Origin of the sequence: Rhodanobacter sp. C06 (assembly GCF_002001105.1) — a bacterium.
Classification (GTDB): Bacteria; Pseudomonadota; Gammaproteobacteria; order Xanthomonadales; family Rhodanobacteraceae; genus Rhodanobacter_A.
Map to the genome: position 1 here is coordinate 53,592 of NZ_MUNP01000028.1, position 16,277 is coordinate 69,868.

Annotated in this window: 9 protein-coding genes; 6 read left to right on the forward strand and 3 right to left on the reverse strand. The window is 63.7% G+C overall.

The annotated features are described in order from the left end of the window. Nucleotides 1–18: 18 nt before the first annotated feature. Nucleotides 19–3,177, reverse strand: a complete 3,159-nt coding sequence (locus B0E52_RS02680) for a TonB-dependent receptor (protein ID WP_254426677.1) — start codon at nt 3,175–3,177, stop codon at nt 19–21. 205 nt (nt 3,178–3,382) lie between these two features. Here B0E52_RS02680 and B0E52_RS18590 point away from each other — a divergent pair, with 205 nt between their 5' ends. Beyond that, nucleotides 3,383–3,814 carry a hypothetical protein gene (locus B0E52_RS18590; protein ID WP_174575533.1) on the forward strand — a complete coding sequence of 144 codons (432 nt, stop codon included), beginning with the start codon at nt 3,383–3,385 and terminating at the stop codon, nt 3,812–3,814. Here the strand turns inward: B0E52_RS18590 and B0E52_RS02690 are convergent. Both B0E52_RS02690 and B0E52_RS02695 read right to left on the reverse strand, forming a co-directional pair. Further along, entirely contained in the window at nt 3,727–5,004 is a 1,278-nt protein-coding gene (locus B0E52_RS02690) for an ATP-binding protein (RefSeq protein WP_254426678.1), read from the reverse strand. The genes B0E52_RS18590 and B0E52_RS02690 overlap by 88 nt on opposite strands. A gap of 98 nt (nt 5,005–5,102) precedes the next feature. Continuing rightward, nucleotides 5,103–5,762 carry a response regulator transcription factor gene (locus B0E52_RS02695; RefSeq protein WP_077481505.1) on the reverse strand — a complete coding sequence of 220 codons (660 nt, stop codon included), beginning with the start codon at nt 5,760–5,762 and terminating at the stop codon, nt 5,103–5,105. Between the two features lie 272 nt (nt 5,763–6,034). Here B0E52_RS02695 and B0E52_RS02700 point away from each other — a divergent pair, with 272 nt between their 5' ends. The 5 genes from B0E52_RS02700 to B0E52_RS02720 all read left to right on the forward strand — a co-directional run bounded on the left by B0E52_RS02700 (nt 6,035) and on the right by B0E52_RS02720 (nt 15,654). Next, complete coding sequence (locus B0E52_RS02700) at nt 6,035–7,492, forward strand: hypothetical protein (RefSeq protein ID WP_077481507.1); 1,458 nt, start codon at nt 6,035–6,037, stop codon at nt 7,490–7,492. A gap of 236 nt (nt 7,493–7,728) precedes the next feature. Further along, nucleotides 7,729–9,564 (forward strand): hypothetical protein, encoded by a 1,836-nt coding sequence (locus tag B0E52_RS02705; protein WP_077481509.1) that lies wholly within the window; start codon nt 7,729–7,731, stop codon nt 9,562–9,564. Nucleotides 9,565–9,600: 36 nt separating this feature from the next. Next, complete coding sequence (locus tag B0E52_RS02710) at nt 9,601–10,659, forward strand: hypothetical protein (protein ID WP_077481511.1); 1,059 nt, start codon at nt 9,601–9,603, stop codon at nt 10,657–10,659. Between the two features lie 350 nt (nt 10,660–11,009). Further along, entirely contained in the window at nt 11,010–14,048 is a 3,039-nt protein-coding gene (locus tag B0E52_RS02715) for a TonB-dependent receptor (protein ID WP_077481513.1), read from the forward strand. A gap of 205 nt (nt 14,049–14,253) precedes the next feature. Beyond that, nucleotides 14,254–15,654, forward strand: a complete 1,401-nt coding sequence (locus B0E52_RS02720; protein WP_217316654.1) for an MFS transporter — start codon at nt 14,254–14,256, stop codon at nt 15,652–15,654. The last annotated feature ends 623 nt before the right edge of the window (nt 15,655–16,277 follow it).

Below are 16,277 nucleotides of genomic sequence, written 5' to 3' on the forward strand. Positions count from 1 at the left end.
TGCGCAGGCACTGCACGATCAGAACGCCACGCGCAGCGTCAGCGCATAACGGGTGTCGTTCACGTACCAGGAAGTGACGTGCTTGCCGGATGCGTTCTGATCCATGATCGTGCGCTGTTCGGCATTGTTGAGGTTGTTCATTTCCAGGCCGAGCTTCACGTGCTCGTTGAACGCGTAGAAGACCGAACCGTCCAACTGTCCGTAGGCATCGGCGAATACCGGCAGCTTCCACGGAATGTTGTTGTCGGTGCCGTTGTAGCCATTCGGGCCGATCGACAGCAGATACTGACTGCGCCAGTTGTAGGCCAGCCGGATCTGCCACGGACCGTGCTCGTAGAAGCCGGCGACATTGAGGGAGTTCCTCGACAGGCCATCTGCCGGGAGGCTGCCGTAGGTGGAGCCATCCGTATCGATCGGCACCGCCGTGGTGTCGTTCGGCACATGGGTCCTGCTCCGGATGTAGGTGTAGTTCACCGACATGCCGAAGCCCTTGACCGGCAGGAAATCGAAGAACTGGTTCCAGCCGATTTCCGCGCCATCGATCGTCGCCTTGCCGACGTTCACCGGACGGGTGATCAGATACTGGTAGTTGTTGCCGTCGACACCCGGATACGCCACGAACTGCGACTCGTTGCGGAAATAGTCGCTGATCCCCTTGTGGAACAGGTTGACCCAGGCCATGCCGCCGCGGTCCTGGTCGAAATACCACTCCAGCGACAGATCGAACTGGTTGGCCTTCATCGGCGTCAGGTACGGATTGCTGTTGGAGCTACCGGTCAAGGTCAGCTTGTCGAGTGGCAGGGTGGTTGTGCCGGCCGGCGGCGTATAGCCCGACAGCACCCCGGCATTGAGAATCTGATAGGCCTGCATCTGGCTGAAATCCGGCCGCGCAATCGCCTTGGAGAAGGCAAAGCGCGTGATCCAGTTCGGAGCGAACTCCCACTTCACGTTCAAGCTGGGCAGGACGTCGGTGTACTCGTTGCGCGCATTGATGGGGGAAGACTGGCCCGTGCCCAGATAAGGCGCCAACGCCTGGTTTGGATACACCACAAAGCCATCGGCGGCGTTCCTGGTCTTCACCGCGCGTACGCCGATGTTGCCGCTCAGGCCGACCTCATCCACCCCGAAGTCGAGCATGGCGTACGCCGCATAGGTCTTTTCGTGCTGAAGGTTGGTGTACGCGGCATCGAGCAGCGTGGGCTGGTACGGGACGTTGTAGCCGCCACCGATGTAATACGGAATGGCGGCGTCGTGGATGGCCGCGTAGCTGCCCGGATAGCCCAGCGCAGTCGACAGCACCGGTGCATAGAACGCACCCGGCGTGCCCGCGCCGCCCCGGTAGAAGTTGCTGAACGTGTCCAGGTGCACCAGGTTGCTATTGACCGTGCCGTTCAAGTCCAAGCCGGGTAATGCGCCGGCAGGCATCGCCCAGCCCTGCATCCAGGTCTGGAACACAGGTATCCAGTGGTAGCCGGTATCGATGTTGTTGGCGTAGCGGTTGGTCAGGCGCACGCCCGCCTTCACCCCCTGCACGAACCCGTCGACGAAGCTGTGGTCGATGTCGGCACGCCAGGCCAGTTCTTTCGCGTAGTTCTGGTCCTGGTGGTCCTGGGTGAATCCCCAGTAGTAGTTGGCAGGGTCCCCGGTGAAGCTGGAATCGACACCGATGCGCGGCGGGCTGTTGCCGTTCAGGGCGACGTCGATGTAGGGCACGTTGGTGCCCAGGGCCACCGTGGAATCCAGGCTGCTTGTAGTGGCCTTGACGAACTGCAACGAGCTCGTGAGTTCGGTGCTTGTGCCCAGCCGCCACTTCATCCCGGTGGAGAAATTCGTGGTTTTGGAGTGGCTGTTGGACGCCTGGATGTCGGTGCCCATCGGCACGCCGCCGTTCTGCGTGAGGCGACCGGACTGGAACACGCCACCATTGACCACGCTCGGCTGGCTTGCGTCCACCATCACCTGCGTCGGGTCGTTGCTCACGAAGATCGCATCCTCGTTCCAGACCTCGTGGTATTTGCTCTGGAACGCGGTGGCGTAAAGGTCGACGTCGTCGTTGGGGCGCCACTGGAAGGCCAGATAGGCGCCATCGCGTTTGCGGTCGTAGCGCAGGGTGCGCCAGTCGGCGCCGCGCGGCACCCAGATGCCGCCCGCGTTCTTGAAGAACGGACGCACGAACAGGCCATCGGTACGCGTGGCCAGGCGGGAATCGGCGACATCGACGAGGAAACCCATTTCGCCGAGGCTGGTTTGCCAGCGGTTGCTGTAGAGCACCGAGGCGGACGGCTTGTACTTCTCGGCAAAGTTGCCGTAGTTCTCGCTGGCCGAAGCGGCGATCTTCTGGCCCTGGAAGTCGAAGGGCATGAAGGTGCGCAGGTTCACCGTGCCACCCAGGCCGCCCTCGATCATCTCGGCCGTCTGGTTCTTGTAGACGTCGACGCCGGACATCAATTCCGATGGCACGTCCTGGAAGCTGAGGGCGCGCCCGCCGTTGGCGGAAAAACTGTCGCCGCCATTCAATTCGGAACGCACCTGCGTGAGGCCGCGCACCTGCACGCCATTGCCTTCGGCAGAGAAGTGTTCCGGATCGCCTTGCGAGAGGAAATGGTCGATGGTGACGCCGGGAATGCGCGACAGGGTTTCAGTGACGCTGCGATCCGGCAGCGCGCCGATGTCCGTGGCGGACAACGAATCGACGAAGGTGTCGGCGTCGCGCTTGATGTCCTGCGCCTTCTCGACTGATGCGCGGATGCCGGTCACCACGACGGCAGAGAGGTCCTTGGTCTGCTTGGCGCCCGCCTTCTCGGCCTTTTTCTTCGATGGCTTCGCGCTGGTTGCAGCTGCCTGCGACGCCTCCTGGTCCTGCGGCTGCCCCTGCGGCGCCCATGCGGCCGGCTGCGCATGCAGCGCCAGCGGCCCACAGCACAGCAGTCCGAAGGCGATTGCGCTGGACAAACGCGCCATCGGGAGCTTCCTCGCCGCGTAACGGCGTCCGGCATCAAACGTGGTGTTGCCCATCATGTTGGTCTCTCCCCAAGATTTGACATGGCCGACCATTTCGACAGTCCGTCGGCTCCCCCGCGAGATGCGCAACCAGCCCGAGCCCGTTCGCAAGCTCATCGCTTCAGCGCATGTTGGATGCTGTCGCGCCGCACTAAAATCGGACAATTGCGAAATCAAAAGTCCGCGCTAACGTTTCTCCATGTGCGTCTGCAGCATGCCCAGTGCCGGAGTTGCTCCCCAGCTGGCTTTGACCTCGCGCAGCCTGGTCAGCCGAGGCCACTTCCACGCCACTGCATGACGGGAACGCGTGTTTTGCCCGTGCTGTTGCGGCCGAGACAGTGCGCAGTTCATTGCCGCGCCACCCACCAGCGGAGCACGCTGCATGCGTTCGCTCGTTCTCTCGCTCGCCCAGGCCACCATGTTCATCACCGCACCGGTGACGGCCGAAACGCACGTGGCCGCCGTCCCGCCGATGGGCTGGCACGGCTGGAACCATTTCGCGCGGAAAGTCACCGGCACCGATGTGCGGGCGGCGGCCGATGCCATCGTTTTCAGTGGCAAGCGCGACGCCAGCTGCGTCTACATCAACATCGACGACCCCAGGCAGGGCAAGCACGGCCCGGACTCGGCGCCCTTGCCAGTCGCAACTCCATGGCTGGCTCGAGACGAACAGAGTGACCACGACAGCACGAGTCAAACATTCTTTGGCCAGCAAAGGAACCTGCGTTACACAGGGTTCTGCTCGCGCTCGTCGCTGGCGGGCAGCTCGAACACCACGCGCAGGCCCCTGCCGTCTGCGCGCGGCTCGGCATAGATTCGTCCATTGTGCAATTGGATGATGCTGCGACAGATGGCCAAGCCCAAGCCGCTGCCGCGATCCTCCTCGCCACTTTGATGGAAGCGCACGAAGCGGTCGAAGGCCCGCTCGCACTGATCCATGGTCAAGCCCGGTCCCTCGTCCTCAACACTGACCCTCCAGTAACGAGGCACGAACTCCGAGCGCAGCGTGATCAGGCCGCCGGGCGGCGAGGCTCGCAAGGCATTCGTGAGGATGTTCAGGACGACTTGTCGAAGCCAGCGTTCCTCGAAAGCCACCACGCCCTCGCCGCGGTGCGTGTAGCGCAGGCGCCGTCCCTGGTGCTCGGCCAAGGCGCGGACATCCTGCTCGAAGTTCTGCAGGAAGCGATGTGGATCCTGCGGCACCAGGCTCATGCGGACGCCCTGTGCCTCGGCACGCGACAGAAACAGCAGTTCATCCACCATGTGGTTGACGCGGGCCAGTTCCTCCAGTTGCACCAGTACGGCCTCCTCCTGTGTCGGATCCAGGTTGCCGTCGGCGAGCAGCTTCTCGGCATGCAGCCGCACCAGCGACAGCGGGGTCTTGAGCTCGTGCGATACCTCGGCGCTGAACTGGCGTACCTGGGTGAACGAGGATTCGAGTCGATCGAACATCTGGTTCAACAAGCGTGCTAAATCGGAGATCTCGTCGTCGACTCCGGTGACGCCGATGCGTTCGGTGAGATTGTCGGAGCGAATGCGGTTGGCCGTTTCGCCAATCAGTCGAACCGGTCGCAGCATCAGGCGGGAAAGGCCCAGGCCGATCACGATGCTGGCCAGGATCATGCTCAGCAGCAGCGCGAGGCTGACTTCGGAATAAGCCACCATGGCGCGGCGCATCTGGCCCACCGGCGTGCCGATGCTGACATCGAACGGTGGCAGCACGAACTCGGCGATGCGCAGCTCGCCGATGCCGGGAATGGTGCCGTTGAAGACCCGCTTGCCTTTGACGTCGGGCAGCGGATTGCCGGCCAGGTTCTTCGAGCGGAACAGGTTGCCCTGTTTGGGCGAGTCGATGCTGATATAGAAAAGCACCGAGGCGTATTCGGTGGTCTGGCGGATGCGTTCGTTGATGATCGCGCCATTCAGCGTCGGATAGTCCGAGCCAAGGCGCGCCTTGATCTGCCCGAATTCCGTGGCATTGAGCAGGTCCAGGTCGTGGATCACGTAGTTCTTCAGCAGCTGGTGGCCGGCGACGAACAAGCAGGCCAGGGTAAGCGTGACACTCAGTACGAACCAGAACGTGATGCGCGCGCCGATCGATTTCATACCAGCTGATAGCCGATCCCGCGCAGCGTCTTGAACAGCGGTTCGGTCGGATTGGACTCGAGTTTGGTGCGCAGGCGGCTCATGTAGACGTCCAGCAGATTGTTGTCCGTCAGACCGGGCCAGATTCTTTCCGAGATGTACGAGCGGGTCAGGGTGCGCCCCGCGTTCTGCATGAAGATTTCGAGCAGCGCGAATTCCCGGCTGGTGAGATCGACGTTCTGGTCCTTCAGCTTGACCGTATGACTCAACAGATCCATGCGTACGCAGCGATGGGTGATCACGGTCTGCTTCACCGCCGACTGGCGCCGCAGCAGGGAACGCACGTGGGCGAGCAGCTCATCGAAGCTGAAGGGCTTGGGCAGGTAATCGTCGGCGCCGAGGTCGAGACCCTTGATGCGGTCCTCCACCGCGTCGCGGGCGCTGAGGATGAGCACGGATTCGTTGAAGCCGGCGCGGCGCCATTCCGAGAGCAGGTGCAGGCCGTCGCCGTCGGGCAGGCTGAGGTCGAGAATGATCACGTCGTAGTTGGTCTCGGCGAGCGCATCGCGCGCGTCCTCGCAGGTGCCAACCCAGCACACCGTGTAGGCACATTCGCTGAGCCCTTGCTTGAGAAACTGGCCGAGACGCTGCTGGTCTTCGACGACGAGGATCTTCATGGTGCACCTGTCAGGCGACATTGCGTGGCGAGTGTAGGCCAGCATTGCGTGTAGCCGGTGACGCGTCGCACAACGCGTTCAAACCTGACGATTTCTTAAGAATGTCTACAGGTTGCCGTCAGGCCGATGACCTACGGTGTGCGCCACGCGACGGTGCGAACCGGCCGCCAGGGGACCATCGTGGATTCGAATTCATTGCCGTCGGTCTTGGGCGCTTTCCGCTGCCGTACGAGCATCCCACTTCATTCGTTTCGTCAGTCAAGGGAACATCGATGATGCGTTACACAATGCTTCTGGCGACCGCCTTGCTGGCCTCCCCGCTACTCGCGCAGGAACCGACCCAGACCAACGCCCAGCATCTGGTGGACCAGACGCTCGCCGCACATCCCGACATCACCATCGTGGCGATGCACCTGACGCCGCCGAAGCAGTCGGACAACGTCATCTTCGCGTCCAACATCGGGCGCATCGGCAAGAAGGCCGACTCCGACGACATGAACGTCGTCAATAACGGCAAGACCAATCTGGAGGTCACCAAGGCCGGCGACCACTTCGCGGTCGAACTGCCCTTGCTCGATGCCGGCCACCAACGCCTGGGCGCATTGAGCCTCATGTATCCCTACAAGGCGGGCGACGACCAGGCAGCGCTGGCCAGGCGTGCCGAGGATGTGCGCGACCAGCTGAGCCGGCAGATCCCCAGTCTCGCCGAGCTGGTCCGGCCCTACCGGGGCAGCACGACACCGCCCGCGGCCGCGGCGGATCCCAACCCGCCCGCCACGCTGGTCGGACGCAGCACCAACTGGCACCCGGGCTATTCCGGCGACCTCGACCACTTCGGCGTCGACGTCAAGGGCAACCGGCTGTTTCTGGCGGCGGAGGATCACGGCTCGGTGGAACTGTTCAACCTGAGGACTGGCCAGCATGAGCGCACCCTCGGCGGCATCGGTATCCAGATCCCGCATGCCTTCGTCTATCTGCCCAGGCACAACCGCCTGATCATCGTCGACGGCGGCACGAGCGGGCCGAAGATCCTGGATACCACCGACTACAAGGTCGTGGGCCACATCAAGCTGACCGCGCCCGGTGCGGATTCAGTCGAGTACGACGCCTCGACGGGTCATCTGTACATCGTCACCGGCGGCCACGACATGAACATGAAGGATTGCTTCCTCAATGACGTGGACCCGCTCACCGGGCACGTCTACGCCACGCTGCGCTTCGATTCGAATCAAACCCAGGCGGTCAAGGCCGAGCAGCACGGGAGCCGGCTGTTCGTGAACGTGGCCGACCACGGCTACGTGGCGGTGGTGGACAAGAAGACGCTGAAGGTGATGGCTCGCTGGCCGATCCATGGCGCCAAGACCAATCTGACGATGGCGCTGGACGAAGCCGACCACCGCCTGTTCGTCGGCAGCCGCAATCCCAGCAAGCTGTTCGTGCTCAATACCGACACGGGTGCCACGGTGGCGATGCTGGATGCGCCGGCGACGTCGGATGGATTGTTCTGGGACAGCGCCCGCAAGCGCGTCTATGTACCCGGCGGCGACGGCTACCTTGGCGTGTTCCAGCAGGTCACCCCCGATCTCTACGCAGCACGTCCACGCATTCCCAGCGCGATCGGCGCGAAGTCGGGCATCGTGGTCCCTGAACTGAATCGCCTGTACCTGGCCGTTTCGCCCGGCGCACACCGCAAGGGCGGCGAGATCCTCTGGTTCAAGCTGGGCGAGTAGCTGTCGAGGATGCGCCCGGAACGTCAGCCAAGGCGACGTGGTCGTGCCGCCGGATTGCGGTGCCAGTTGCAACGACCTGGATGCCCGCCGTGACCGCCGAGACGCCAGGCATCAGCTTAATTTCTTTTAAGAATCGCTACAGATATCCGCAAGGTGCAGCTCGCAGAATGCAGCAACGCTCCGATCCAGCGCACCCGCATTTCCAACCCGCCATCCCACCACTGAGGCAATCTTCCATGCGCCGTACCGCCCTGTTCCTGGCAACAGCCTTGCTGGCATCACCGCTGCTGGCCCAGACCCCGACCAAAACCTATGCCCAGGAGCTGGTCGACGAGACACTCGCCGCGCATCCGGACATCGCGATCATGGCGCTGCACGTGACGCCGCCGAAGCAGGCCGACAACATCATCATCGCCTCCAATATCGGGCGCATCGGCAAGAAGGCCGACTCCGACGATATGGGTGTCGTCAACACCGGCAAGCCGGCCATGGCCGTGAACGCGGAAGGTGACCACTTCGAAGTCGAGTTGCCGCTGCAGGACGTCACCCACGACACCGTGGGTGCGGTGAGCATCGTCTACCCGTACAAGGCAGGCGATGACAAGGCAGCGCTGGCGAAAAATGCGGAGGCAGTGCGCGACGAGTTGCGCCGCAAGATCTCCAACGTCGGCAACCTTACCCAGGCCTACCAGTTCGATCCGGCCATCCCGACGCATACCTATGCGCAGCAGTTGGTCGATCAGACCATGGCCGCGCATCCCAGGCTGCTGATCCTGATGCTGCATATCGTGCCGCCGGGCAAATCGACCAACGTGGTGGTGGGTACCAGCATCGGCCGTTTCGGCAAGCCGGCCGACGACGATGACATGCGCGCCATCAATACCGGCATTCCCAACCTCGAGGTCAACGGCCGTCGCTTCGAGGTCGAGACGCGCCTGCTCGACGCCAGCGGGAAGACCCTTGGCGCGGTGGGCATCGTGCTTCCGTACAAGCCTGGCGACGACAAGAAGGCACTTGAGCGCGAAGGCTTCGCCATCCGCGACGAGTTGCGCGCGAAGATCCCCGACTTGGCCAAGCTGATGGAGCCGGTCGCCCCGGTGGCTGTCGCCGATCCCAATCCAACGGCGACGCTGATCGGACGCAGCACCGATTGGCACCCCGGCTATTCCGGCGACTTCGACCACTTCGGCGTCGACGTCCAGGGCAACCGGCTGTTCCTGGCGGCGGAGGATCACGGCTCCGTGGAGCTGTTCAACCTGAGGACCGGCGCGCACGAGCGCACGCTCCACGGTGTCGAGACGCCACACGCCTTCGTCTACCTGCCCGAGCACAACCGGCTGATCGTCACCGACAGCGGCAAGGGCATGACCAAGATCCTGGATGCCACCAGCTTGAAGGTCGTGGGCCACATCACGCTGGCGCCGGGTGCCGACTCGGCCGAATACGATCCCTCGACCGGCCACCTGTACATCGTCACCGGCGGCAAGGATGTCGGCATGAAGGACTGCTTCCTCAACGAGGTGGATCCGCTCACCGGCCATGTGTACGCCAAGCTGAGGTTCGACTCGGACCACGTCGAGGCCGTGAAGGCCGAGCAGCATGGCGGTCGGTTGTTCGTGAACGTGGCCGACCAGAACTATGTGGCCGTGGTCGACAAGAAGACGCTCAAGGTGATTGCGCACTGGCCGCTCAGCGGCGCCCAGACCAACCTGACGATGGCGCTGGACGAGGCGGACCATCGCCTGTTCGTCGGCACCCGCAACCCCAGCAAGCTGTTCGTGCTCAATACGGACACCGGCGCCACGGTGGCGATGCTGGATGCGCCGGCGACTTCGGACGGGCTGTTCTGGGACAGCGCCCGCAAGCGCGTCTATGTACCCGGCGGCGACGGCCATCTCGGCGTGTTCCAGCAGGTCACGCCCAACCTCTACGCCGCGCGGCCGTGGATCGCCAGCGCCACCGGTGCCAAGTCGGGCATCGTCGTTCCGCAGCTGGATCGCCTGTACCTGGCCGCTTCGCCAGGTGAGCACGGCAAGGGCGGCGAGATCCTCTGGTTCAAGCTGGGCAACTAGGAGCGGATGATGCGCCCGGACCGACAGCGAAAAGCGATGCCGTCACGCAGCCGATTGGTGGCGCCGCTCGCCTTGCTCTGCTTCGCGCTGCTGCCGGTACCGGGGCGCGCCACGAACTTCTACCATCTCGGTTCCGCGGTGGCGTTGCCGGGCAAGGCACCGGGGTGGGATTACCTGACCTATGACGCCGCACGGTCGCACCTGTTCATCGGCCGCCGGCACGACGGCGTCACTGTCTTCGACGTGACCACGCACAAGGTGGTTGCCACGATTGCCGGCAGCAAAGGCGCGAACAAGGCGATCCTGGTGCCTCGGCTCGATCGCGGGTTCAGCGTGAACTCCGATGGCACGAGCACCGAGTTCGCGCTGTCGTCGCTGAAAACCATCCGCCATATCCACTTCGGGCAGAGCGCCGACGCCGGCAGCTACGAGCCGGTGACCGGGCAACTGCTCTTCACCATGGGCGACAGCCACAAGGTGGCGTTCGTCGATGCCAGCAGCGGCAAGCTCGTCGCCACGTTGCCGCTGGACAGCGGCAACATCGAGGCATCGGCGCCGGACGGACATGGCAATATCTTCGTCGCCGAGCGCGACCGCGACAAGGTGGTGCGCATCGATGCCCGCACGCATGCCGTGACCGCCAGTTGGTCGACCGCGCCGTGCCACCAGCCTGTCGGGCTGGACTATGACGCCGGCGATCAACGCATCTTCGTCGGCTGCCGCAGCGACCGGCCAGTGCTGGCGGTGCTCAACGCGGCAAGCGGAGCCATGGTAGCCACGCTCCCGATCGGTCGCGGCAACGACGGCGTCATCTACGACCAGGCGACCCATCGCATCTACACGGCCAATGGGATTGACGCCAATCTGGTGGTGATCAAGCAGACAGGGGCCAACGGTTATGCGCTCGACCAGGCCATCACCACGCGGCCGATGGCGCGGACGCTGGCATTGGATACGGCACGGGATCGCGTCTATCTGGTCGCGGCCGAAGGAGGCGTCGATCCGGCCATGAAAGTGAATACCGCGGTGGCACCGTTCTACCCGAACTTCTATTTCGACCAGACGTTCACCGTGTTGACCTACCAAAAGAACTGAATTTCCGGATTTCAGCGCATCGGCAAACCTTGTCGGATGGATGTGGATGGACCAGTTCCGTGGCGATTGCCGATGGGCCGCATGCGCAAGACCCGCATATGGATTTTCTTTCGTGTGATTTTCGGTACCAGTAGAACTGCACCACCTGTTTCCGCCACGTCATCAAGCGCTCCGGGGAGGAGCGCCAATGCCGGGCAAGGCGTACTGAATACAAATCCGCATCGGGATGGTGTTTTCACGGCGATCGACCCACGCAAGCGTGAGCCACCAGACCGGATGCCTCCAATCAATCGTTGAATCCACGCTGTCAGCCAAAGGGAATTTGCGCGCAGCTTCCCGGGGAGGGAATCATGTCTCAGCAACAGTTGCCCAAGCTGTCCTGCATCGCTGTCGCGTTGGCCGCCTGCCTGGCCGCGCCGTCGGCTTTTTCGAAACCGGCGGATGACGGCGGTCATGCCCCATCCGCACAAAACACCCCAGGGCAAGACCAGCAGACTCCGAACTCGAAAACCGGCGCTCCGACTGCGAACCCGCCATCGGCCGACAAGGCCGCGCAACTGCAGCGCGTCGTCGTCACCGGAACGCTGTTGCCGGTCAACCCCAACGACGTGGCCGTTCCCGTCACCACCCTCGATGCGGACTCGCTCCGCCAAACCGGCGTCTCGAGCAACATGCTCGATGCGCTGAGCAAGGCGATCCCCGCTTTTGCCGGCCGCAGCAATGCGGGTCCGAGCAACGCGCAGAACCACAATCAATTCACGGCGGGTGGCTCGCAGATCGAGCTGCGCAACCTGCCGACCCTGGTCCTGGTGGACGGCCAGCGCATGGCGCTGGATGGCGTCGCCGGCCTGAGCGGCAGCAAGAACTTCGTCGACGTCAGCCAGATTCCGGCTGCCGCGCTCGAACGGGTCGACGTGCTTACGGACGGCGCCTCGTCGCTCTACGGCGCCGATGCCGTCGGCGGCGTGGTCAATTTCATCCTCAAGCACGACTACCACGGCGTCACGGCCGGCGCGCATTACGGCGTGGCGGACGGTGGCTACCGCGACCGTTCGGCATTCGTCACGGTGGGCGGGGATCTCGGCCCGGTGAACATCACGGCGACCGCAAGCTACTCCAAGACCAGCCCGCTGTTCCAAAGCGACCGCTCGTTCACGAGTCCGACCTACGGTGTGGTTCCGGGCACGGGTCTGCCCGGCGTCGTCGGCGGGGGCAACTACGTGCTGGCGCCGGGGCTGCTCTCGCCGAACGTTCCAACCGGGTCCGCCGCCACCGCTGGCAGCTACGCGAGTCTTTCGCCAGGCACCTACAACGCCACCAGCGCGGCAAAACTGTCCAACGGCTTCGACTACTCGAAGTACGCCATGCTGCTGCAGCAGGAGGAGCACAAGAACTTCGTCGCGACGATCAACTCGCAGCCATTCCTCGGCGGCCGGGTGACGGCCTTCGGCGACGTCATGCTTTCGCAGAACAAGGTGCATTCCACGGCGTGGCAGGCGGCGGGCCAGCCTTTTGCGTTCTCCTCGCTCACCGTGCCGGCCGGGGCGCCCTACAACCCGCTCACCACCACCGCGACGGGCGTGACGTTTGCCGACATGTCCCGGCCCAAGGCGGTGTTCGATACCACCGATGCATACCGCTTCTCCGCCGGACTCAAGGGCAAGCTGTCCGCCACGTGGACCTGGCAGACCAGCGTCGATTACAGCGACAGCAAGGTGGAAGAGCACGACACCAACCTGCTTTTCAAGCCCAACCTGAAAGCCGCCGTCGCTGGTGGCTACGATGCCAACGGCAACCCGGTGGCTGGCGGCGCCTACAGCAAGGTCTACGGCGGCTATTCGATCAACAACGGGCTGGTGCTGCAGCCGGCGCTCAACCCCTTCGCCGTGACCGGCAACCCGGCGGCCGCCCTGGCCAACATTTTCGGCACCGAGGTGCTGAATGGCGACAGCAAGCTCTATTCCTGGGATGCGCATGTCGCTGGCGACCTGTTCCAACTGCCCGCGGGCCCGGTGAGCGTCGCGGTCGGCGTGGGCTGGCGGCATGAAGGCGTTTCCGGCCACGCCGACCCGAATGGCCGCGTCACCGATCCGGTCACCGGTTCCACCGCCGGCAACGCCCAGAACTGGGTCGGCGGCCTGTACACGGACCCGTTCAGTCACGGTCGCGACGTGAGTGCGGCCTACACCGAAGTGCTGATTCCGATCACCTCGGACAAGATGCACATCCCGGGCCTGCACCGGCTCGACCTCACGGCCGCGGGTCGCTTCGAGCACTACAGCGACGCCGGCAACGGCACGTCGCCGAAGTTCGGCTTCCGCTGGGAGCCCTTCGACAACCAGCTCGTGGTCCATGCGACCTACACGAAGTCGTTCGCCGCCCCGCCGCTGTATCAGGCGTACGGGCCGTTCGACACCCGTCCGGTGACCGACAACCTGATCGGCATCGTGTTCGGCAAGCCTTACGCGGTCGGCAACACCTTCAACGGCGAGGACGGCGTCAATCCGTCGCTCAAGCCGTCCAAGGCGCAGTCGCGCTCGATAGGTTTCGAATTCCACCCGAACTTCATCAACGGTCTGACGGTGACCGCGGACTACTCCTCGATCACCGTGCGCGGTTTCCCGGGTGGCGCGGACTTCACCCGCATCCTGCAGTCCGTCAACGATTCCGGTTCGGCCTCGCCCTACTTCGACAGCGTGAGCACGGGCAACTTCACCAACCTCGGCGGCAGCAGTCCTTTCGGCACCCCCGGGTCCCTGAAGGCGTTCTTGACCAACCCGATCACCGGCCAGCCGGATCCGAGCAAATACTCCCAGCTCTACGTCATCGACAAGTTCCGCAACCAGAGCGTGCTGATCGAACATTCCTGGCTGTTGGGGCTGGACTACATCCTGCCCTGGAACAAGTACGGGTCCTGGGAACTGTCAAGCAAGGGCACGATATTCAATTCGTTCAAGTTCCAGCGCCGTCCGGGCGATGCGTTCCAGCAATACGCCGGCGCGGCCAGCAACATCGGCGTGTTCGCCGGCACGCTGCCGAAGTATCGCTTCTACTCGACACTCGACTGGTCGCTCCAGAACCTGGATATCACCTTGGCCAACACCTACATCTCCTCGGTTCAGGACGAGGGTGCCGCCGGCACGCTCCCGGGCATCCGGGTGCCGAGCTACAGCGTGTGGGATCTGCACGGTTCCTACACCTGGACGCTTGGGCCGGGCGGTGGCGATGACGGCAACAAGCTCACGCTCTCCCTCGGCGTGAACAACATCGGCAACAAGATGCCGCCGAACTTCCCGCGCGCCTTCACGAACCAGTTCATCAACAGCGATATCAGCACGTATTCGCCGATCGGACGGCTGGTATATGGCGACGTGAAGGTGTCGTTCTGATGTCGGCATGGTTACCTGGCGGCGGGCGTCGAGTTTTCTGGCGGCGTTCCGGCCGGCGGAAACGCGCCCGGGACCGCCCCGGCGATCAGCTACGTCACTCGGGACTGGATCAAGTCTTGACGCAATGATCGATGTCTCGCAGCGCAATGGACTCGCTCCGACCGGGGCAAGCCTTCCTTCCAATCCGATCCGGAGATAGATCCAAGTGTCAGAGATCGAATCCACCAGAATTGCCGCCAGGCTCGACCGGTTGCCGCCATCCCGCACGGTCTGGACCATCGTCATCCTGATCTCGCTGGGCGGTGTCTTCGAGTTCTACGACCTGTTCTTCACCGGCTATGTGGCGCCGGGAATGATCAAGTCGGGCCTGTTCACGGCGCAGTCGCTGGGGTTCTTTGCCGGGCTCGGCAGCATCAAGATCGCGGGATTCGGCACGTTCGTCTTCAGCACCTTCGCCGGCCTGTGGTTTGGCGTGGTGCTGCTGGGGCATCTCCCGGATCGCTTCGGTCGGCGGCCGGTATTCACGTGGTCGCTGGTCTGGTACGTCGCTTGCACCGCCATCATGGCGTTCCAGCAGACCGGCGAGATGCTGAACGTCTGGCGCTTCATCGCCGGCGTGGGCTTCGCGGTGCAGCTGGTCACCATCGACACCTACATCTCCGAACTGATCCCGGGTGCGGAGCGTGGCCGCGCGTTTTCCGTCAATCAGTTCATCACGTTCGCCGTGGTGCCATTGGTGGCGTTGCTGGCCTGGTTGCTGGTGCCGCTCAGCCCACTCGGCATCGACGGCTGGCGCTGGGTGGTGCTGATCGGCTCGCTCGGCGCAGTGCTGGTGTGGCTGCTGGTGCAGGGGATTCCGGAGAGTCCGCGCTGGCTGGCCCTGCAAGGCCGTACCGACGAGGCGGAAGCCATCATGGCGGCGATCGAACAGCGGGTAGTCAGGGAGACCGGCAAGCCTCTGTCGCCCCCCGCGCTGGCGCACGTCGAGGAGACTGGCCGGGGTCGCTTCGCGGAAATCTTTTCGTCGCAGTACCGCACGCGCACGCTGATGCTGTCGGTGTTCAACATGGCCCAAGTCATCGGCTTCTACGGCTTTGCGGCGTGGGTGCCGACCCTGCTGATCGCGCGTGGCATCACCATCACGCACAGCCTCGAATACTCCTTCGTCATCGCCATCGCCAACCCGTTTGGGCCGCTGCTCGGCGTGCTCTTCGCCGACCGGATCGAGCGCAAGCTGCAGATCATTCTTGGCCTGGTGGTGATGGGTGTGAGCATGCTCGCCTTCGCCACGGTGAGCAGCCCGGTCCTGTTGATCGTGCTGGGTGTGGTGTTCACGCTGGCCGCCAACGTGATGTCCTACGCTTACCACAACTACCAGGCGGAACTTTATCCGACCCGGATACGGGCCAGGGCGGTGGGCTTCGTCTATTCGTGGAGCCGCATTGCGGCGGCCTTCGCCGGTTTGGCCATTGGTTATCTGCTGAACGCGGGAGGCACACTGGCGGTGGCGGTATTCATTGCCATTGCCATGGTCGTGGGCATCGCCGTCATCGGCGTGTTCGGGCCAGCGACGAAAGGGATTTCCCTCGAAAGCATCAATCACTGAGCCAGCGAATCCACTATGGGATGTTCTGATTAACCCCGGTGCAGGCGTCACCGATCCGCCGGCCCGCAACTTGCCAAGCCGCCGCCCCGATGCACCGCCGACCTCCCACCGTCGGGGCGCGGCAATGTGCGGGAAGCCAAGCCGGTCCGAGTGCCCGGTTCACGTGCCCGGATGGTGTCAGGAGCCGCGTTCGCCGCCGTGCGTATTACCCAGACAGTCCCCCGGTCCGGGTTGCGTCACGCACCGCCGCACGCGTATCTGCCTCGCATCGTGCCGCCTGTGCCGGGGTTAATCAGAGCATCTCTCGAAGCTTGCCGGCGTTTCGTGCCGGTGCGTGTCGAAAGGTATGGAAATGGGTGACGGCACCGAATCGCACCGAAAGAAAAAGGGCTTGCAGGGCTGCCTGCGTGGTTCGCCCCCAAGGCGCTGCGGCACACGGTCGCCTCGGAACTGCGGCGCCGCGGCGTGCCCGGCTGGGAAGTTTCAGGGCTGATCGGCCACAAGAGGGGCGAGGCGGCAGCCACAACGGGCGGCTATGCCAAGTACGACCGGCCTACTTCGGAAAAGCCCGCAAGGCGCTCGATGCGTAGCTGACCGATCTGGCGAAAGACGTGCCGTGGCTT

Coding starts and splice junctions, on each gene's coding strand:
- B0E52_RS18590 (WP_174575533.1), top strand. CDS start 3,383: ATGCGTTCGCTCGTTCTCTCGCTCGCCCAGGCCACCATGTTCATCACC.
- B0E52_RS02695 (WP_077481505.1), bottom strand. CDS start 5,762: ATGAAGATCCTCGTCGTCGAAGACCAGCAGCGTCTCGGCCAGTTTCTC.
- B0E52_RS02700 (WP_077481507.1), top strand. CDS start 6,035: ATGATGCGTTACACAATGCTTCTGGCGACCGCCTTGCTGGCCTCCCCG.
- B0E52_RS02705 (WP_077481509.1), top strand. CDS start 7,729: ATGCGCCGTACCGCCCTGTTCCTGGCAACAGCCTTGCTGGCATCACCG.
- B0E52_RS02710 (WP_077481511.1), top strand. CDS start 9,601: ATGCCGTCACGCAGCCGATTGGTGGCGCCGCTCGCCTTGCTCTGCTTC.
- B0E52_RS02715 (WP_077481513.1), top strand. CDS start 11,010: ATGTCTCAGCAACAGTTGCCCAAGCTGTCCTGCATCGCTGTCGCGTTG.